The 20638-nt window shown below is 61.5% G+C and carries 16 protein-coding genes; 13 read left to right on the forward strand and 3 right to left on the reverse strand.

The window, feature by feature from the left end; translation table 11 throughout:
- Positions 1–768, forward strand: coding sequence for an SDR family oxidoreductase (locus tag H045_RS09490; protein ID WP_015372214.1), 768 nt, complete (start codon positions 1–3; stop codon positions 766–768).
- A gap of 79 nt (positions 769–847) precedes the next feature.
- Here the strand turns inward: H045_RS09490 and H045_RS09495 are convergent, their stop codons facing one another.
- Positions 848–1477, reverse strand: coding sequence for a DNA-3-methyladenine glycosylase I (locus H045_RS09495; RefSeq protein ID WP_003236456.1), 630 nt, complete (start codon positions 1475–1477; stop codon positions 848–850).
- Between the two features lie 231 nt (positions 1478–1708).
- Between H045_RS09495 and H045_RS09500 the strand changes: the two genes are divergently transcribed.
- The 3 genes from H045_RS09500 to H045_RS09510 all read left to right on the forward strand — a co-directional run bounded on the left by H045_RS09500 (position 1709) and on the right by H045_RS09510 (position 4492).
- On the forward strand, positions 1709–3019 hold the full coding sequence (locus H045_RS09500) for a C4-dicarboxylate transporter DctA (RefSeq protein WP_003236454.1): 1311 nt from the start codon (positions 1709–1711) through the stop codon (positions 3017–3019).
- Between the two features lie 68 nt (positions 3020–3087).
- Positions 3088–3789: a FadR/GntR family transcriptional regulator gene (locus H045_RS09505; RefSeq protein ID WP_015372215.1), complete on the forward strand. Its 702-nt coding sequence runs from the start codon at positions 3088–3090 to the stop codon at positions 3787–3789.
- A gap of 16 nt (positions 3790–3805) precedes the next feature.
- Positions 3806–4492 (forward strand): GntR family transcriptional regulator, encoded by a 687-nt coding sequence (locus H045_RS09510; RefSeq protein WP_015372216.1) that lies wholly within the window; start codon positions 3806–3808, stop codon positions 4490–4492.
- A 136-nt stretch (positions 4493–4628) separates the two neighbouring features.
- On the opposite strand, the gene H045_RS09515 is transcribed toward H045_RS09510, so the two are convergent.
- Positions 4629–9497, reverse strand: a complete 4869-nt coding sequence (locus H045_RS09515; protein ID WP_015372217.1) for an NAD-glutamate dehydrogenase — start codon at positions 9495–9497, stop codon at positions 4629–4631.
- 482 nt (positions 9498–9979) lie between these two features.
- On the opposite strand from H045_RS09515, the gene H045_RS09520 reads away from it, so the two are divergent.
- From H045_RS09520 to H045_RS09555, 8 genes are all read left to right on the forward strand, one after another.
- Complete coding sequence (locus H045_RS09520) at positions 9980–10333, forward strand: hypothetical protein (RefSeq protein WP_015372218.1); 354 nt, start codon at positions 9980–9982, stop codon at positions 10331–10333.
- A 293-nt stretch (positions 10334–10626) separates the two neighbouring features.
- Complete coding sequence (locus tag H045_RS09525) at positions 10627–11586, forward strand: AAA family ATPase (protein WP_003236444.1); 960 nt, start codon at positions 10627–10629, stop codon at positions 11584–11586.
- A gap of 5 nt (positions 11587–11591) precedes the next feature.
- Positions 11592–12524: a DUF58 domain-containing protein gene (locus H045_RS09530; protein WP_003236442.1), complete on the forward strand. Its 933-nt coding sequence runs from the start codon at positions 11592–11594 to the stop codon at positions 12522–12524.
- Positions 12521–13015 (forward strand): DUF4381 domain-containing protein, encoded by a 495-nt coding sequence (locus tag H045_RS09535; RefSeq protein ID WP_015372219.1) that lies wholly within the window; start codon positions 12521–12523, stop codon positions 13013–13015. The genes H045_RS09530 and H045_RS09535 overlap by 4 nt, the downstream gene beginning before the upstream one ends.
- Positions 13008–14096 carry a vWA domain-containing protein gene (locus tag H045_RS09540; RefSeq protein ID WP_015372220.1) on the forward strand — a complete coding sequence of 363 codons (1089 nt, stop codon included), beginning with the start codon at positions 13008–13010 and terminating at the stop codon, positions 14094–14096. The genes H045_RS09535 and H045_RS09540 overlap by 8 nt, the downstream gene beginning before the upstream one ends.
- A complete protein-coding gene (locus H045_RS09545) occupies positions 14093–15826 on the forward strand; it encodes a tetratricopeptide repeat protein (protein WP_015372221.1) in 1734 nt (577 codons plus the stop codon). The genes H045_RS09540 and H045_RS09545 overlap by 4 nt, the downstream gene beginning before the upstream one ends.
- Positions 15823–17463 (forward strand): BatD family protein, encoded by a 1641-nt coding sequence (locus H045_RS09550; protein ID WP_015372222.1) that lies wholly within the window; start codon positions 15823–15825, stop codon positions 17461–17463. Before H045_RS09545 ends, H045_RS09550 begins: the two co-directional genes overlap by 4 nt.
- Positions 17464–17647: 184 nt before the next feature.
- On the forward strand, positions 17648–18172 hold the full coding sequence (locus tag H045_RS09555) for a hypothetical protein (RefSeq protein ID WP_015372223.1): 525 nt from the start codon (positions 17648–17650) through the stop codon (positions 18170–18172).
- A 41-nt stretch (positions 18173–18213) separates the two neighbouring features.
- Here the strand turns inward: H045_RS09555 and H045_RS25075 are convergent, their stop codons facing one another.
- Positions 18214–18594: a hypothetical protein gene (locus H045_RS25075; protein ID WP_141687555.1), complete on the reverse strand. Its 381-nt coding sequence runs from the start codon at positions 18592–18594 to the stop codon at positions 18214–18216.
- 788 nt (positions 18595–19382) lie between these two features.
- Here H045_RS25075 and H045_RS09560 point away from each other — a divergent pair.
- Positions 19383–19907: a hypothetical protein gene (locus H045_RS09560; protein ID WP_015372223.1), complete on the forward strand. Its 525-nt coding sequence runs from the start codon at positions 19383–19385 to the stop codon at positions 19905–19907.
- Positions 19908–20638 lie beyond the last annotated feature (731 nt).

Raw genomic sequence — 20638 nt, forward strand, 5'->3', positions numbered from 1 at the left:
ATGTCCAAGACCCAACTGTTCGACCTTGACGGCAAGATCGCCTTTGTCTCCGGTGCCAGCCGCGGTATCGGTGAGGCCATCGCCAGGTTGCTGGCCCAGCAAGGCGCCCATGTGATCGTTTCCAGCCGCAAGCTTGAAGGCTGCCAGCACGTGGCCGACGCAATCATCGCCGACGGCGGCAAGGCCACCGCAGTGGCCTGCCATATCGGCGAAATAGAGCAGATTACCCAGGTGTTTGCCGGTATTCGCGAGCAGTTCGGTCGCCTGGATATCCTGGTCAACAATGCCGCGACCAACCCGCAGTTCTGCAACGTGCTGGACACCGACCTCGGCGCCTTCCAGAAGACCGTCGACGTGAACATTCGCGGCTATTTCTTCATGTCGGTGGAAGCCGGCAAACTGATGCGCGACAACGGTGGCGGCAGCATCATCAACGTGGCGTCGATCAACGGCATCTCGCCAGGCGTGTTCCAGGGCATCTACTCGGTGACCAAGGCCGCCGTGATCAACATGACCAAGGTGTTCGCCAAGGAATGCGCCGAGTTCGGCATCCGTTGCAACGCCCTGCTGCCGGGCCTCACCGACACCAAATTCGCCTCGGCGCTGGTCAAGAACGATGCCATCCTGAAAATGGCCCTGGCGCAGATCCCGCTCAAGCGCGTGGCCGACCCGAGCGAGATGGCCGGCGCGGTGCTGTTCCTGGCCAGCGATGCGTCGAGCTACACCACCGGGGTCTCGCTGAATGTGGACGGCGGCTTCCTCTCCTGACCTTGTCTGAAACCTACACAAAACCCTGTGTGGGGGGCTTGCTCCCTCCCACAGTTTTGACCGAGTTCAAGCTGTAAACTCAACGCCGTTTGAACTGGCGCCGCAGCGCTTCGACGTGCTCGCGGCAGGCACACCCTTCCAGATGATCGTTGACCATCCCCATCGCCTGCATCAACGCGTACATCGTGGTCGGCCCCACGTAGCTCCAGCCGCGTTTCTTCAAGGCTTTGGACAGCCGCACCGACGCAGGCGATGTCGGGTTGGCGGTCCAGTAAGCCATGTCCACCCGTGCCGGACGCTCGTCCGGACCAGGCTCGAACGCCCATAGCCAGCGCGCCAGCGAGCCGGTCTCATCCACCAGCTCGCAGGCCCTGCGCGCATTGTTGATGGTGGACACGATTTTCGCGCGATTACGCACAATGCCGGGGTCGTGCATCAGCCGCTCGATATCCGCCTCGCCGTACTGCGCCACGCGGCGAAAATCAAAGCCATCGAACGCTGCCCGGAACTGCTCGCGCTTGCGCAGGATCGTGATCCACGCCAGCCCCGCCTGGAACCCCTCCAGGCAGATCTTCTCGTACAGGCGAATATCATCCGCCACCGGTACGCCCCATTCATGGTCGTGGTAACGCAGGTACTCCGGCGCGGCCGTACGCCATGTGCACCAACTGCGCCCGGTCTCGTCCATTGTCAGTCCTGCCGGATCCATGCATCACCTCGCGCGTCGAGCGCGGATCATAAGCGAAAACTTTTCTACCCCGCCAACCGCTCAAGCATCCCCCTTACCGACCGACTGGTCTGACCGGGACCTGTCAACCGCTAAATATTTGCTTGTGATTTCAAAAATACCTGGCCTAGACTGGCCACGCACTGGACTTACCGGTATGACCACAACAATTAAGCCCTGGAACCACCAGGGCACCGAATAGGGATTTCTCCCATGCTCAGATGGTGCTCGCGTTCGATCTTCCTGCAAGTCGTGATTGGCCTGATGCTCGGCATCGCCTGCGGCCTGGCCCTTCCCGAATTCTCCACGCAACTTAAACCCCTGGGTGACGGTTTCATCAAGTTGATCAAAATGCTGATCGGCCTGATCGTGTTCTGCGTGGTGGTCAGCGGCATTTCCGGCGCCGGCGACTTGAAAAAAGTCGGGCGCATCGGCCTCAAGTCGGTGATCTACTTTGAAGTGCTGACCACCGTCGCCCTGGTGATCGGCCTGATCATGGCGTTCAGCACCGGTATCGGCCAGGGTGCCAATATTCATCTGGACCAGCTCTCCTCGGCAGGCCTCAATGAACTGGCGAACAAGGGCCAGCACCTCAAGGGCACAGGCCAGTTTCTGATGGACCTGATCCCCAACTCGGTGATCGGCGCCTTTGCCGACAACAACGTGCTGCAAGTGCTGCTGTTCTCGGTGCTGTTCGGCAGCGCGCTGAACCTGGTGGGCGAAGCGGCCTCGGGCATCTCACGGCTGATCAACGAACTGAGCCATGTGATTTTCCGCATCATGGGCATGATCGTGCGCCTGGCGCCGATCGGCGTGTTCGGTGCCATCGCATTCACCACCAGCACCTATGGCCTGGATTCGCTGCAGCACCTGGGCAGCCTGGTGGGCCTGTTTTACCTGACCTGCTTTGCCTTCGTCGCGCTGATCCTCGGCCTGGTGATGCGCCTGTCGGGCCTGCGCATGTTGCCGTTGCTCAAGTACCTGCGCGAGGAACTGCTGATCGTGATGGGCACCGCCTCCTCCGACGCCGTATTGCCGCAAGTGATGCGCAAACTCGAGCACCTGGGCATCGGCAGCTCCACCGTGGGCCTGGTGATTCCCACCGGCTATTCATTCAATCTCGACGGGTTTTCAATCTACCTGACCCTGGCCATCGTGTTTATCGCCAACGCCACCGGCACGCCGCTGTCGATGACCGACCTGATGACCATCCTGCTGGTCTCGCTGATCACCTCCAAGGGTGCCCACGGCATACCCGGTTCCGCGCTGGTGATCCTGGCGGCGACCCTCACCGCCATCCCGGCGATCCCCGTGGTGGGCCTGGTGCTGGTGCTGGCGGTGGACTGGTTCATGGGCATCGGCCGCGCGCTGACCAACCTGATCGGCAACTGCGTTGCCACCGTGGCCATCGCGCGCTGGGAAAAAGACATTGATATCCAACGCGCCAACAAGGTGCTGGACGGCGAGCAAGGTTATGCCTTCCAGACAAAGAAGCCGGTGCTGCCGGCGCATCAGGAGTTCTAACCCGCTCTCAGGCACCACACCGATCCACTGTGGGCATTGTGTTCGCAACACCTCAAGGAGGCATCGACGTGATCAGCACCTCAACCGTCGTCAATTCAGTCGTGGAAAAACTGCGCGCCGCACTCAAACGCGGCCAGTGGCGGCGCGGTGAAATGCTGCCCGGTCAGCGTGAACTGGCCGAGCAACTGGGCATCAGCCGGCCCAGCCTGCGCGAAGCGGTGATCGTGCTGGAAACCCTCGGCCTGGTGCGGTCCATGCCCGGCAAAGGGGTGGTGGTGCTGGAAAGCAGCGTCAGCCAGGCGCAACCGAGCGACGCCGTGGCCGATGCCAGCCTGGAAGATATCCTGCAACTGCGCTACACCCTCGAACCGTTCATTGTGGGCCTGGTGGCGCAATCGATCAGCAGCCAGGAAGTCGGCCAGTTGCGGCTGAACCTGATGGACATGCGCGAAGCCCTCGACGCGGGTGACGCCGAAGCAGGCATGAGCGCCTACATCGATTTTCATCAAGCGCTGTTCGCGCTCACCGCCAACCCGATTTTCCAGAACGTCGTGCAGCAAACCAGCAACGCGCTCAAGCAGAGCGCCCAGGTATTGCGCAACTCGCCGGAGCACCTGGCCGAACGCCTGCGGGAAAACGAAGCCGTGGTGCGCGCTATCCGCAACAAGAACAGCGCCCAGGCGAGTGCCGAAATGCGCCGCCATATCCTTCAAGAAGGCCTGCGCATGGGCATTGCCCTGACCATCCCGGACGATCATCCGGGCAGCTGATTTTTGGAGACCGGCCATGACCGCCCACGCCTTGCACTGCTACCCCAGCCAACCGGCACTGCAGCTGATCGCCGATAAAAAGCCCTCGGCAGACGACATCTACTCACGGCTGTTCGACGCCATCCTCGAACATCGCATTGTCCCGAGCAGCCGCTTTACCGAAGAGAGCCTGGCTGAAACCTTCGGCGTGAGCCGCAGCGTGATTCGTCGGGTGCTGACCAGGCTGTCCCATCAGCAGGTGATTGTCCTGCGTCCCAACCAGCGCGCCCAGGTCGCCGCGCCGGATGCGCAGCAGACGCGGCAGATTCTCGAAGCACGGCGACTGACCGAAGTGACCGTGGTGCAGTTGGCCTGCGCTCAGGCCACTCCGGTGCACATTGGCAAACTGCGCGGGTTGATTGCACGGGAACGTGAGTGCATTGAACGGGATCAGCGGGGGGCAGCGATTCGGTTGTCCGGGGAGTTCCATATGCAATTGGCGGTGATGGCAGGCAATGGCCCGTTGGTGCAGTTCCTCAACAGCCTGGTGCCGTTGACGTCGCTGGTGATTGCCCAATATAAAGCGCAGGCCTGCACAGATTGCGCGTGGCAGGACCATGAAGCGATGGTGAATGCCGTTGAACAGCGCGATTCAAACGCGGCCGTGAAGCTGATGACCCAGCACCTGGATTACCTCGAAAGCAAATTGCTCAAACGCCACTGAACCCCAGACAAATCGAGATCCACCTGAGGGAGGAGGCTTGCTCCCTCCCATATGGGTTCTCTGTTGTTTGATAAAGCGTGGCCCAACAAAAAGCCCCCGCATCTCACGATACGGGGGCTTTTGTCTTACTGCCTGATCAAACCGGCGGCAGCACCGACTGACCACTCAACGCCAGGTCCAGCAACTCACGGTTGGCCACCGCGTACATGGCGTAGTCCGTGCCGACCGCAGCACGAATTTCCACCATCATGGCGCGCCAGCGATCAGCCATGTCCTGATGTTGCTCAAGCCACAGCGCCACGCGGGCTTCCATCTCCTGCGGCGCGTCGGCCATTTGCAGGACCGAGATGGTGATTGCCCGTTGCTGCCAGTCCACATCGTCGCGGAACGCTTCGCGGGCCTGGGCCTGCCAGTTGTTGGCCACCGGAAGATCGCTGATCTGCTGCAGGTACCACGGCAGGTCGAGGGCGCTGCCCACGGCGAAGTAGGCCTTGGCCACTTCGGCGGCATCGTGCCCGGTGACGTCGGCGGCTTCGATGATCGGCAGCAAGGTGTACAGATGGGTGGTCCCTGCCACCATGCGCGCCAGCAATTCCGGCACCCCGGCTTCGGTGTAGGCCTGGTAACGGGTCTGCCAGCCTTCGCGGGTCGGGCCTTCCAGCAGTTCGTCGAGCTTGAGGCCCAACGCCGCCAGATGCGGACCGAAGTGCGCGGTGTCACGGCCAGCGTCCTGCTCGTTGCGACGGCTGCGCAGGAACCAGCGCGTGGCGCGACGGCCCAGGCGCATCAGCTCGTCCATCAGCTCCAGTTGCACATCGGCCGACACCTGGTGGTCCAGCGCTTCGATCTGACGGAACCAGTGCGGAAGGTGGAAGATGTCACGCACGATCACATACGCACCGGCCACATTCGCCGGGCTCATGCCAGTCGACTCCTTGAGGCGCTGCACGAAGGTGATGCCCATATGGTTGACCAGGTCGTTGGCGATCTGGGTGCTGACGATCTCACGCTTCAGACGGTGGCGACGCATGGCCTCGGAGAACTTGGCCACCAGGCTCGGCGGGAACGCGGTCTCCATGTCACGGGTCAGGTAGTCGTCATCCGGCACCTGGGACTTGAGCAAGGCTTCCTTGAGGTCGATCTTGCTGTACGAGATCAGCACCGACAGCTCCGGCCGAGTGAGACCCTTGCCGTTGGCGGCGCGCTCGGTGAGCTGCTCCTCGGTCGGCAGGTACTCGATGGCACGGTCCAGCTTGCCACGGCCTTCGAGGTCGCTCATCAGACGTTTGTACTCGGCGGCACGCTCGTAGGCACGGCGGGCGGCCAGGGACAGCGCCTGGGTCTGCTTGTAGTTGTTGCCCAGCACCAGATGGCCGACTTCGTCGGTCATGCTCGCCAGCAACTGGTTGCGCTGCTTGTCGGTCATGTCACCGGCTTGCACCACTTCGTTGAGCAGGATCTTGATGTTCACTTCGTGGTCGGAACAGTCCACACCACCGGCGTTGTCGATGAAGTCGGTGTTGGAGCCGCCGCCATTGAGGCCGAACTCCACACGACCCAGCTGGGTCATGCCCAGGTTGCCACCCTCGCCCACCACCTTGCAGCGCAGCTCGTTACCGTTGACGCGCAAGGCGTCGTTGGCCTTGTCGCCCACATCGGCGTGGCTCTCGGTGCTGGCCTTGACGTAAGTGCCGATGCCGCCGTTCCACAACAGGTCCACCGGCGCCTTGAGCAAGGCATTGAGTAGTTCGGTGGGGGTCAGCTTGTCAGCAGAGATGTCAAAGCGCTCTTTCATCTGCGGCGAGATGGCGATGCTCTTGGCGCTGCGCGAGAAGATACCGCCGCCTTCGGACATGATGCTGGTGTCGTAGTCAGTCCAGGCCGAACGCGGCAGCTCGAACATGCGCTGGCGCTCGACGAAACTGGTGGCCGGGTTCGGGTTGGGGTCGATGAAAATATGCAGGTGGTTGAAGGCCGCAACCAGTTGCAGCTTGTCGGACATGAGCAAGCCATTGCCGAACACGTCGCCGGCCATATCGCCGACGCCCACCACGGTGATGCTGTCTTCCTGCACATTGATGCCGCGCTCACGGAAGTGACGCTGCACACCCACCCACGCGCCCTTGGCGGTGATACCCATCTTCTTGTGGTCGTAACCAGCCGAACCACCGGAGGCGAACGCATCGCCCAGCCAGAAGCCGTAGTCGATGGCGATGCCGTTGGCGATGTCGGAGAAGGTCGCCGTGCCTTTGTCCGCCGCCACCACCAGGTACGGGTCATCGTTGTCGTGACGCACGACGTTGGCCGGCGGCACAAGCTCGCCGTCTTTCAGGTTGTCGGTAATGTCCAGCAGGCCGGAGATGAAGATGCGGTAGCAGGCGATACCCTCGGCCGCGATCTCGTCCCGGCTGCCGCCCAACGGCAGGCGACGCGGCAGGAAGCCGCCCTTGGCGCCCACCGGCACGATCACCGAGTTCTTCACCTGCTGGGCTTTTACCAGGCCGAGCACTTCGGTACGGAAGTCTTCTTCACGGTCGGACCAGCGCAGGCCGCCCCGAGCGACGTTGCCGAAGCGCAGGTGCACGCCTTCTACGCGTGGCGAATACACGAAGATTTCAAACTTCGGCACCGGCTTGGGCAGCTCGGGGATCGCGTGCGGGTTGAACTTGAAGCTGAAGTACGACTTGTTCTGGCCGTTGGCGTCGGTCTGGTAGAAGTTGGTGCGCAGGGTGGCCTTGATCAGGTCCAGATAGCGACGCAGGATGCGGTCCTCGTTGAGCACCTGAACATCGTCCAGGGCGGTGAGGATCGCTTGTTCCAGACGTTGCTGCTTGTCTTCCAGGTCCTCGGCGGTGAGCTTGCGCGCCAGGTAGAAGCGGGTCTTGAACAACCGGGTCAACTCGCGAGCGATGTCGGTGTGGTTGTTCAGGGTGCTGGCAATGTAGCCCAGGTCGAAGCCCAGGCGGATCTGCTTGAGGTAACGCGCATAGGCACGCAGCAGCGCAACGTCGCGCCATGGCAGGCCGGCGGTGAGCACCAGGCGGTTGAACGCATCGTTCTCGGCGTCGCCATGCACGATGTGCACGAACGCGTCCTGCAGGGTGTCGTTGAGCTGCTGGATATCCAGGTTCACGCCTTCGGCGGCGATGAACGCAAAGTCATGGATCCAGAACTCACGGCCATTGGCATGGCGCAGGCGATACGGGAATTCACCCAGTACACGCAGGCCGAGGTTCTCCAGGATCGGCAACACGTCGGACAGCGCCAGCGGGGTGTCGGCGTGGTAGAGCTTGCAATGCAGCTCGCGCTGGCCGGAGACCTGGCCCAGCGGCTGATAGAAACTCATCACCAGCGGGTTGGCTTCGGTGAGGCTGAGCAAATGCTGCATGTCGACCACGGCGGAATGCGCGGCAAAGCGCTCGCGGTAGCCGGCCGGGAAGCCTTTCGGGAAATCCGCCAGCACGTTAGTGCCGTGGGCTTCGCCGAAGCTTTCGACGACGAGGCTTGCGTAGTCATCCTGCCAACTGCGGCAGGCTTGCACCACTTCCTTTTCCAGTTGCAGGGGGTCGATGTCCAGGCGGTTCTTCGGGTCGACCCGCAGAATCAGCTGCACACGGGCCAGCACCGACTCGGAGAAGAAGGTCCAGAACTCGCAGTCGGAGGCCTTCAGGCGATCCATCAGCACTTGCTGGATTTTCTGGCGTACTTCGGTGGAGTAAACGTCACGCGGCACGTAGGCCAGGCAGTAGCAGAAGCGCCCGTATGGGTCTTTGCGCAGGAACACGCGGATCTTGTTGCGCTCCTGGATCTGCACGATCGACATCACGGTGCTGAACAGCTCGTCGACCGGGGTCTGGAACAGGTCGTCACGGGGCAGCACTTCAACCACCTGGGCAAGCTCCTTGCCCAGGTGCGCCTTGGCCTGGAAGCCCGAGCGGCGCTCGATTTCCGCGACCTTGCGGCGGATATAGGGGATGACCCGCACGCTTTCGCCGTACACCGAGGAGGTGTACAAGCCCATGAAGCGGTGTTCCTTGAGGACCTTGCCGTCGGCATCGATCTCGCGAATCGACACGTAGTCCGGGTAGGCCGGGCGATGCACGCGGCTTGGGTGCGCCGCCTTGGCGAACGACAGCACGGTCGGCTCGCGCAGGTAGGCCACGGCGTAGTCTTCGATGCGCAGGTCGTCGGCGCTGAGGCCGGCGCGCAGCAGCTTGGTCAGACCGAGGAAAGAGCTGGCGTCATATTCGATATGACCGCCGTCCGCTTCGTCACGTACCACGAATTCTTCGTAGCCCAGGAAGGTGAAGTGGTTGCCCACCAGCCATTCGAGGAAATTCTTGATCTCGGCTTTTTCTTCGCCGTCAATCGCATACTGGCTGGCATCGATACCGGCCAGCAGGTCCTGGACCTTGGCTTTCATCGGTTCGAAATCGGCCACCGCTACCCGCACTTCGCCGAGCACCTGCTCCAGCTCTTTGCTCAGCACGCTCAGTTCGGCGGCGTTGGCGCAACGGTCGATTTCCAGGTACATCAGCGACTCTTGCTCGATGCCCTCGCCCTGGGTGCCCTTGGGCAGGATTTCCAGCAGCTCGCCCTTGCTGCCACGACGGGTGCTGAGCACGGTGGTCTGCAGGGTGTGGATGCTGTAGCCACGACGGTTCAGCTCGGTACGCACCGAGTCCACCAGGAAGGGCAAGTCACGGTGCAGCACTTCGACCGCGGTGTGGGTCGACTGCCAGCCATGACGTTCGTAATCGGGGTTGTAAACGCGCACTTGCGGTTGCGCGGGATCAAAGCGCTCAAGCAGGCGCCAGGCAGACAGGGTGCAACCGGCCAGGTCGGACAGGCGACGCTGGGTCAGTTCATCCAGGGAAATAATGCCGAAGAATTGCTCAGCGAACAGCGCCACTTGTGGCAGTGCCTGTTCGCTGATGTGCTGCGCCAGTGCCGCTTGCAGTTGATGCTGGAAGTCGGCCTTGCTGGCTGCGGTGAAGAACGCCATCTGTGGTACTCCGCTTGGGCTTGTTATTGATGGAAGCGTCGCGTGTTATCCCCGTGCGGGGAGACCGTCAGCTCTGTTCGTGGTAACGATGACAAGCACCATAAACGAATCAGAGCGACAGGTGGGTGAAGCTGGACAAGACAGTCAGGTCACATACAACTTCCACTGGATGAACCACAGCCGGATGACGGTACGACGGGCAGGTCAGACGCCCGGCCGGGGCACACCCGTTGCGCAGCTTAACGAGTGTGGGAACCCGCCTGCTTGCGGTGCGGCGACATATTCGGTCATCGGCAAGCAGCGCTTGGGTTGCAACAGGCGCAACCGGCAGTTAAACGAGCGGTTTTCTCAGGCACGAGTACCGAAAATGACCGATTGACGCTGCCAGGTCATGCACTGGGTGTGACACAGCTTGCAGCACAAAATTCGTCGCGGTGGCACAATTGATCGCATACCGCCCCGCCTCCAGACAGGATTGCCCCATGCTGCAACTGAAAACCGACGCCCTGATGGCCACCCCGTGCGATGACGAGGAAGACAACATGGCCATGCTGTGCTGCCACGGCAAAAACGGCGAGATGTTCATGCTGACCCGCTACCCGGATGAAGACGAGGTTGAATTGACCTGGGACTACGCGCCATCGACCCTGGACGGGCTGAAGGTCACCCTGGGTAATACGACGCTGCTGGTCGAGCTGGCCGCCGGCGATGCCGATGCGCTGGGGGGCAAGGACCAGTTGGAAATCACTCACGCCACGCCCCTATCGGACCTGGCTGAGGTCGAAGAAACCCTGCAAAACATCCTCGAGGGTACCGGTACTTTCATCCGAGTCTAAAGGGTGTCTACGCTCAAATGTGGGAGCGGGCTTGCCTGCGATACAGGCGACTCGGTCTGTCAGTCAGGCCGGGTTGCTGCCATCGCAGGCAAGCCAGCTCCCACAGGGACGGCGCTCACAACAGCATGTGTGTTCAATGCGATTGGTGCTGCCCACACAAAAATCCTACAAGATTTGCCAAAAATACCCGTTACGTCGTTAGTCGCCGCCCCCTTCGATGCATTAAAGTAGACGCCCCCGGCCTTGGCAGCGTTCATGACACCCAAGGCTCTTCTTCCCAGGAACCGCCATCGATGGAACATCGTGAAGCGCTGCTTGCGCTGCGAACCTTTCTTTCCACGCAGATTCTCGGCCAGGAAAAACTCATCGAGCGCCTGCTTATTGCGCTGTTGGCCGACGGCCACATGCTGGTGGAAGGCGCACCGGGCCTGGCCAAGACCAAGGCCATCAAAGAGCTGGCCGAAGGCATCGAAGCGCAGTTCCACCGAATCCAGTTCACCCCCGACCTGTTGCCCGCCGACATCACCGGCACCGAGATCTATCGCCCGGAAACCGGCAGCTTCGTGTTTCAGCAAGGCCCGATCTTCCACAACCTCGTGCTGGCCGACGAAATCAACCGGGCGCCGGCCAAGGTGCAATCGGCCCTGCTCGAGGCCATGGCCGAGCGCCAGGTCAGCGTGGGCCGCAGCACCTACGACCTGTCGCCGCTGTTTCTGGTGATGGCCACGCAAAACCCCATCGAGCAGGAAGGCACCTACCCGCTGCCCGAAGCCCAGCTCGACCGCTTTCTGATGCACGTCAAGATCGGCTTCCCCGACGCCGCCGTGGAGCGACGCATCCTGCAACAGGCGCGCGGCGAGGCGCTCAACGGCGAAACCAAGCCAGAACGCCGCGTCAGCCAGCAGGCGATCTTCGCCGCGCGCAAGGAAATCCTCGGCCTGTACATGGCCGATGCGGTGGAGGAATACCTGGTGCAACTGGTGATGGCCACCCGCACCCCGGCCAAGTTCGACGCGGAAATGGCCGAGTGGATTGCCTACGGCGCCAGCCCCCGTGGCTCGATTGCCCTCGACCGTTGCGCCCGTGCCCACGCCTGGCTCGCCGGCCGCGACTTCGTCAGCCCCGAAGATATCCAGGCGGTGCTGTTCGACGTGCTGCGCCATCGCATCATTTTGTCCTTCGAGGCAGAAGCCGCCGGCATCGACCAGGACCGCGTGGTGCAACGCATTCTCGACGTCGTTGCCGTCGCTTGAAGCCGATGAACACCAGCGCCGGCATCCGCGTCACGCTCAGCGAGCTGATCGAGATGCGTCATCGCGTGCGCGAAGTGCAGCTGTTTTCAACGCCCGGCCAGCGCAGTCCGATGATCGGCCTGCACCACTCCAAGCTGCGCGGGCGCGGTGTCGACTTCGATCAGGTGCGCGTGTACCAGGCCGGCGACGATGTGCGCACCATCGACTGGCGCGTCACCGCGCGCACCCAGGAACCGCACACCAAGCTGTTTCACGAAGAGCGCGAACGTCCGATCTTCATCATGGTGGAGCAAAGCTGCCGGCTGTTTTTCGGCTCGGGGCAGATGTTCAAGTCGGTGCTGGCGGCGCAGGCGGCCAGTTTGATTGGCTGGGCCGCGCTGGGGCATAACGACCGTGTTGGCGGGCTGGTGTTCGGCGACAGCGAGCATTACGAAATCAAACCGCGACGCAGCAAGCAAAGCCTGCTGCAACTGCTCAACCGCCTGGTGCACGTCAACCAGAGCCTGAACACCGAAAGCCTTCCGGAAGCCGACGCCCTGGGCATGGCGCTGCGCCGTGGCCGCGAAGTATTGCGCCCGGGCAGCCTGGGCATCGTGATCTGTGACGAGCGCGCCCTCACCGAAGGCGCCGAACAGCAACTGAGCCTGCTGTCGCGCCATTGCGACCTGCTGCTGCTGCCGATTTCCGACCCACTCGACCACGCCCTGCCCGCCGCCGGGCTGCTCAGGTTCGCGCAACGCGGCGCGCAGCTGGAACTGGACACGCTCAACTTCGACCTGCGCCAGGCCTACAAGGCCCAGGCCGAGGCGCGTACCGCCCGCTGGGAACGGCTCGCGCAGAAACTGCGGGTATTGCTGATGCCCTTGAGCACCCAGAGCGAAATGGTCGAGCAACTGCGCGAATATCTTAACCCGCAGCGCCCGGTCAAAAAGCAATGAGCAGCCTCGACCAACTGCAACCGCTGATCACTCCGCCGCCCATCGGCCTGTGGCCGCCCGCGCCGGGTTGGTGGCTGTTGCTGCTGGCAGTGCCGCTGCTCGGCTGGGGCCTGTGGTGGGCGCGTCGCTTCCTGCCCACCCGCCGCCCGGTGGCGCGCGCCGAGCAACCGCTGGACCCATTGCGCATCGCCGCCCTGGCCGAGCTGGCGTTGATGCCCAAGCCGTATGACGGCGCACCCGCCGGTGCCTGGCTGCAACAGCTCAACGGCCTGCTCAAGCGCCTGTGCCGCAACGACTATCCCTACAGCCAGAGCCACACCCTCAACGGCCGCAAATGGCTGGCGTTTCTCGACAACCGCTGCCCGGCCGCCGGCCTCACGCGCTGGATGGTGCTGGTCGAAGGCGCCTACAAGCCCGAATGCAAACTCGACGACAAGGCCATCGCTGGCCTGACCCAGGCCGTCGACACCTGGATTCGCAAACATGTTTGAGTTCGCCTGGCCGTGGATCTTCGTCCTGTTGCCCTTGCCTTGGGTAATGCGACTGCTGCTGCCCATCGCCGACAGTGGCGAGCCGGCGCTCAACGTCAGCTACCTCGAGGACCTCGAAGGTCTGGCCCGGCGTCGCGCGCGCATCAACCTGCCTGGCTGGCGCCAGCAAGCGCCGTTCGTGGTGCTGTGGCTACTGCTGCTGACCGCCGCCGCCCGCCCCGAATGGCTCGGCGAGCCACTGCCGATTGCCGCCAGCGGCCGCGATCTGCTGGTGGCGGTGGACGTGTCCGGTTCCATGGACTTTCCCGACATGCACTGGCAGGACGAGGACGTCAGTCGCCTCACTCTGGTCAAGCATTTGCTCGGCGATTTCCTGCAAGGCCGTGAAGGCGACCGCGTCGGGCTGATCCTGTTTGGCAGCCAGGCCTATTTGCAGGCGCCGCTGACGTTTGACCGGCGCACCGTGCGTACCTGGCTGGACGAAGCGCGTATCGGCATCGCCGGCAAGAACACCGCCATCGGTGACGCAATTGGCCTGGCCCTCAAGCGCCTGCGCCAGCGTCCGGCGCAGAGCCGCGTGCTGATTCTGGTCACCGACGGCGCCAACAATGGCGGGCAGATCGACCCACTGACCGCCGCGCGCCTGGCCGCTGAAGAAGGCGTGAAGATCTACCCCATCGGCATCGGCGCCGACCCCGAGCAGACCGGTTCCCTGGGCATCCTCGGCGTCAACCCGAGCCTGGACCTCGACGAGCCGGCGCTCAAGGCCATCGCCCAAGCCACCGGCGGCCGGTATTTCCGCGCACGGGATGGTGAGGAACTGCAACAGGTCAAAGACACCCTCGACCAACTTGAACCGGTCGAACAGCAACCCACCCAAGCCCGCCCGGCCCAGGCGTTGTACAGCGGGCCGTTGGCATTGGCGCTGATCCTGAGCATGCTGCTGGTGATCCATGAACGCTGGCCCGACAACGCCCTGCAACGGTTGTTGAACAAGCTGCCGAGGCGGGGGATGTTCTTGCCGCAGCGCCCTGAATGGCGCCAGCGCCTCAAACGCCTGCGTCTGCGGAGGCGTCGATGATCGACCTGTGGCCGCACTGGTTCCGTCCCTGGTGGCTGTTGCTGCTGCCGCTGCTTGGCTGGCTGCTGTGGCAATTGTGGCACCGGCAAAAACGCGCCGGGCGCTGGCAGATGATCCTGCCGCCCACGTTCCACGCCGTGCTGCTCAGCGGCGGCAACGGGCGCGAGAGCAAATCGCCGTGGGTGCTGCTGGGTCTCGCATGGCTGTTGGCCGTGCTGGCGCTGCTCGGCCCGAGCTGGCAGCGCGTGGAACAAACCAGCCAGAAGCCTGCCGACCCGTTGGTGGTGCTGCTGGAACTGACCCCGGAAATGCTCGCCACCGACAGCCCGCCCAATCGCCTCGAACAGGCGCGGCGCAAGCTGTATGACTTGCTGCAGGCGCGCAGCGATGCGCAAACCGCCATCGTGGTATACGCCGGCAGTGCCCACACCCTGGTGCCGCTGTCGGACGACCTCGGCACCAGCCGCAACCTGCTCGAAGCCCTGCGCCCCTCGATCATGCCCGAGCCCGGCCATCGCGCGGACCTCGCCGTGGAAAAGGCCCTGGCCCTGCTCAAGCACGGCGGCCTCGGCCAGGGGCGTCTGCTGTTGATCGGCTCGTCGCTGTCCAAACAGGAGCGCCAGGGCATCCGGCTGTTGCTGCAAGGCAATGCGTCACCGGCGCTGTCGATTCTTGGCATCGGCAGCCGCGAAGGCACACCGGTGACCCAGGAAAGCGGCGAGTTCCTCAAGGACGAACAAGGCGCGATCCTGATCCCGCGGCTCGACAGCCCGACCCTCAAGGCTTTCGCCAGCGAGATGGGCGGCCGCTACCGCGCCGCGCGCCTGGACGACAAAGACCTGCGTCAGCTCGGCGTGCTCGACCCGCCACAAACGGCGCGCAGCGACGGCCAACGGCTGCACCTCGACAGCTGGGCCGACCAGGGTTACTGGCTGCTGCTGCCGCTGTTGTTGCTGGCCGCCTGCGCCGGTCGGCGTGGCTGGTTGTTTTGCCTGCCGCTGCTGCTGATGGCCGCGCCGCAGCCCAGCTACGCCTTCGCATTGCAGGACCTGTGGCTGCGCGCCGACCAACAAGGCCAGCAGTTGCTGCAACAGCAACGCCCCGCCGAAGCCGCCGAGCGTTTTGCCGACCCGCAGTGGCAAGGCGTGGCGCTGTATGAGGCGGGCAACTATGCCGAGGCCATCAAGCGTTTTGCCCAGGGCACTGACGCCAGCGCCCACTACAATCGAGGCAACGCCCTGGCCCGCTCCGGCGAGCTGGAAGCGGCGATCGACGCCTACGACCAGGCCCTGGAAGCACAACCGGACCTGCAACCGGCGCTGCAAAACAAGGCCCTGGTCGAAGCCCTGATGCAGCAGCAGACGCCCCCCGAGCCGCCTGAGCCTGCAAAAAACGAAGATGACGAAACCACCCAACCCGGCCAAACTGCGCAACCGGGCGACAGCGGGCAACGTGCCACCGGCGGCGAGCAATCGTCCCAGGGCCAGGGCCAGACCGGCGACACCCAACCGGGTACACCCTCGAAGTCCGGCAGCAATGAAGTCCCGGGCAGCGAGCTGGGCGATGAGCAAACCACCACCCCGCCGCTGAACGCCAATGACGCCAGCCTCGATGGCGAACACCGCCAGGCCCTGGAACAATGGCTGCAGCAGATCCCGGACAACCCCGGCGAGCTGCTGCGGCGCAAATTCTGGTACGAACAGCAACAGCATCAGGACAAGACGCGATGAACCGCTGCCCCCCCCTTCTGCTTCTGCTCGCGCTGACGGCAGGCTCCGCCCAGGCGGCGAGTCTGGTCGCCAGCGTCGACCGCAGCCGCCTCAACTCCGGGGAAACGGTGGAACTGACGGTGGAATCGAGCGACGTCACCCAGTTCGGCAAGCCCGACCTGTCGCCTCTGGACGCGCAGTTCGAAGTCAGCGGCACGCGCCAGATCAACCAGCTCACCACCCTGGGCGGCGACAACCACGCGACTACGCGCTGGATCATCACGTTGTTGCCCAAGGAGAACGGCGAGGTGGTGATCCCGCCGCTGCAGGTGGGCGAGTACAGGACCCAGCCAATCGCCCTGCAAGTGATGGAAACCGCCAGCCAGAACACCAGCGCGGAACTTGCACCCGTGTTCGTCCAGGCCAGCCTCGACCAGAACACGGCCTACGTGCAGGCCCAGGTGCTGATGACTGTGCGCGTGTACCACTCGGTGTCGCTGTATGACGACAGCAGCCTCACGCCATTGCAGATTCCGGACGCGCGTATCGAGCAACTGGGTGAGTCGCGCACTTACGAGAAGGTCATCAACAGCATTCGTCATGGCGTGATCGAAACGCGCTACGCCATCTACCCGCAGCGCAGCGGCGCGGTGGAGATTCCCGCGCAGACCTTCAGCGCAACGCTGGTGGAGTCGCGCCCGGCGCAGGAGAACACCCTGCAAGGCACCAAGCCGGGCAAGCTGATCCATGTCAGCTCCGCGCCCATGCTGTTGACGGTCAAGCCCAAACCCGCCCTGTACCCGGCGGATGCGCCCTGGTTGCCGGCGCGCAGCCTGACCCTCACGGAAAGCTGGAACCCGGAGCCCGAGCATGTACAGGTGGGTGACTCGCTGACCCGCAGCCTCACGGTCAAGGCCGAAGGGCTGTCCAGCGCACAACTGCCGGCCCTGCCCAGCACCGACATCGCCGGCCTGCGTCGTTATCCGGACCAGCCCGTGCTGGGCAACCAGAACAGCGACCGTGGCCTGGTCGGCAGCCGTGAAGACCGCGAGGCCCTGGTTCCCAATCGCGTCGGCGCGCTGGAGTTGCCGCCGCTGGAAGTAGTGTGGTGGAACACCCACGAAGACCACCTTGAGCGCACCAGCCTGCCGGCCCGCACTCTGCAAGTGGCCAACAACCCGAGCCTGGTGGTGGACACGCCCGCCACCCCGACCATCATCACCGCCCCCGACGATAGCCGTCTGTGGCTGTGGCAGTTGAGCACCCTGCTGCTGGCCTGCACCACCCTGCTCGGCTTCGGCTTGTGGTGGCGCGCCCGCTCGCAGCCGGCCGTGCTGCGTGCCGCGCAAACCGGCCCGAGCCCGCGCAGCCTGCTCGACGACCTCAAACGCGCCACTCAGGCCAACGACCCCCAGGCCACGCGCCAGGCGCTGGACGCCTGGGCCCGCCAGCAACCGGAAACCCTCGCCGAGATGGCGGCGCGCTTCGTGCCGTTGTCGGATGCCTTGGATGGGTTGAATGGCGCGCTGTACAGCGAAGGAGGCCACTACTGGCTGGGGGAAGACCTGTGGCGTGCGGTCAAGGCCATTCCAATGGCGGACCGCGAGCAGGATCCAGCAACGGACAGCACCAGCTTGCCGCCGCTCTATCCCAAATAGATTGGCTAGTAGTCCATTTCACCTCAACGCGCAGGATATTTCCTAAGCCGTTAGCCCGTGGTGCTTGTAGCCAGAGGCACTTTATTTAAATGAACACAACACAGTACAAATACTTTCGTCACACTTAAGTGCGCACCTCAACCGCCGATAACGGGATGTAATGTTCAACTAATGGAGCTTGCAAATGGCTATTATCTTGACACCACCGACTCACCCATCCCGTGAAAGCGCTGCCTATGTCATCAAAAATCCGCAAATGACCACTAATGCCTTTACCGTCACTGACGCCTCCGAGGCAGCGCAGGCTTTGAAATTGCAAGATGAGGAAAGGATCAGCGCACTTAAGGATTTTTTGAAAGGTTATGACATGACTTCGATCAGTACCGATGAGCTCAAGAAAGTAGGCAGACGGCTTTACGATGAGGGCATGATAAGCCGGCGAGCGTTTGGACTGTTTATTGCTGGAGACGGTGCATCTGACGTTAACGGCTATCAAACAAAAACCGACGTTAAGTTCAACGCTATCGCCTTGTTCAATGAAAAAATGCAGGATGAAATCGATTACCGTAAAAGTGAGCCGCTGCGCTCGTATAGAGAAGGTGCCATGGATTATCTGCAGGGCATGGTCAATGCCAATCAGGCTATCAACGCGCTGGCGTACTTTGTCAACTCTTCCAGCAGCACTTTGTCGGTTAACGAAAAGGCTTGAACAAAGCGCAGTGCGCCCTGTAGGCGCACTGGCTACAGCGCCTAACGACCGTACCTGACGGTCCCCGAGTAGGCTTTTGCAACGCCGCTATCATTACTCACCCTTACGCGATAACTGCCAAAAGAACCGACATACGACGCGTTGTTTCCGACGCTGTACGTTTCTCTTTTCCATGATGAGCCTACCTCGCGTTCAATAAATATGCCGGGGGCTTTTCCGGCACCGCCAGCAAACACCATCGCCTCAATACTGGCTGTTAAACATCCATTGGCAGGCGTGATGGAAAATGGTCCATATGCCGTCACTTCGGTATCAGGCGGGACAGTTCCGGTATAACTATCGTTAATACTCAAACACAAGGCAGAGGCCTGCATGGACGCCAACATCAACACTGCGAAGGGTAACGCGATAAGTTTTTTCATAACGCTCTCCACAATAAACTATCAGGATGGCTTCTTCGGACAGAAGACGCTGAAAAATGATGCACGAACAATTAACCAGAATATGCCGGACGCTTCCTAAAAAGAATAAGGACTGCTCCGTCACCTTTAAGAGTAGGAACGTGTAAGTTTTTTCCTAATCCTCGACCCTGTCTGAATAAACTTCAATTCGACACTGAGACAAACAGACTTTTATTAATACCAGGTCATTCATATCGAAACTCGCAGAGCCGCCGCTATCGGGAGCGAGCCCACGTTTACCAAACACAAAATAACTTTTTGATTTAAACCTGAAAGTTCAAATAGCCACATTCCTGTGGCGAGCAGGCTTGTCCTGCGTTGGGCTGCGCAGCAGCCCCAAAACCGTGCTCAGGGCAGTGCCAGGTACATCGCGTTCCCCTTGATTGGGGGCGCTGCGCACCCCAACGCGGGGCAAGCCCGCTCGCCACAGAGGCGCCAGTTTGCTGCGCGACGGCGCCAAGTCGAAGACTTGGTGGAGCCTCCCACCTTTGGTCTGTACAGGCCGCAGGCATACCCCACGCTGGTGCCACCCCGACCATCATCACCGCTCCCGACGATAGCCGTCTTTGGCTAGTAGTCCATTTCGCCTTAACGCGCAGGATACTTCCTAAGCCGTTAGCCCCTGGTGCTTGTAGCCAGAGGCACTTTATTTAAATGGACACAACACAGCACAAATACTTTCGTCACACTTAAGTGCGCACCTCAACCGCCGATAACGGGATGTAATGTTCAACTAATGGAGCTTGCAAATGGCTATTATCTTGACACCACCGACTCACCCATCCCGTGAAAGCGCTGCCTATGTCATCAAAAATCCGCAAATGACCACTAATGCCTTTACCGTCACTGACGCCTCCGAGGCAGCGCAGGCTTTGAAATTGCAAGATGAGGAAAGGATCAGCGCACTTAAGGATTTTTTGAAAGGTTATGACATGACTTCGATCAGTACCGATGAGCTCAAGAAAGTAGGCAGACGGCTTTACGATGAGGGCATGATAAGCCGGCGAGCGTTTGGACTGTTTATTGCTGGAGACGGTGCATCTGACGTTAACGGCTATCAAACAAAAACCGACGTTAAATTCAACGCTATCGCCTTGTTCAATGAAAAAATGCAGGATGAAATCGATTACCGTAAAAGTGAGCCGCTGCGCTCGTATAGAGAAGGTGCCATGGATTATCTGCAGGGCATGGTCAATGCCAATCAGGCTATCAACGCGCTGGCGTACTTCGTCAATTCTTCCAGCAGCACTTTGTCGGTGAACGAAAAGGCTTGAACAAAGCGCAGTGCGCCGTGTAGGCGCACTGGCTACAGCGCCTAACGACCGTACCTGACGGTCCCCGAGTAGGCTTTTGCAACGCCGCTATCATTACTCACCCTTACGCGATAACTGCCAAAAGAACCGACATACGACGCGTTGTTTCCGACGCTGTACGTTTCTCTTTTCCATGATGAGCCTACCTCGCGTTCAATAAATATGCCGGGGGCTTCCCCAGCACACTGCGAAGGGTAACGCGATAAGTTTTTCATAACGCTCTCCACAATAAACTATCAGGATGACTTCTTCGGACAGAAGACGCCGAAAAATGACGCACGAACAATTAATCCGAATATGCCGGTCGCCTCCTAAAAACAATAAGAACTGCCCTGTCATCTTTAAGAGCAGGAGCGTGCAAGTCTTCTCCTACCCCCCGACCCTGCCTGAATAAACTTCAATTCGACACTGAGACAAACAGACTTTTATTAATACCAGGTCATTCATATTGAAACTCGCAGAGCCGCCGCTATCGGGAGCGAGCCCGCGTTTACCAAACACAAAATAACTTTTTGATTTAAACCTGAAAGTTCAAACAGCCACATTCCTGTGGCGAGCAGGCTTGTCCTGCGTTGGGCTGCGCAGCAGCCCCAAAACCGTGCTCAGGGCAGTGTCAGGTACATCGCGTTCCCCTTGATTGGGGGCGCTTCGCACCTCAACGCGGGGCAAGCCCGCTCGCCACAGAGGCGCCA

The sequence above is a fragment of the Pseudomonas poae RE*1-1-14 genome (genome assembly GCF_000336465.1).
GTDB classification, from domain to species: domain Bacteria; phylum Pseudomonadota; class Gammaproteobacteria; order Pseudomonadales; family Pseudomonadaceae; genus Aquipseudomonas; species Aquipseudomonas poae.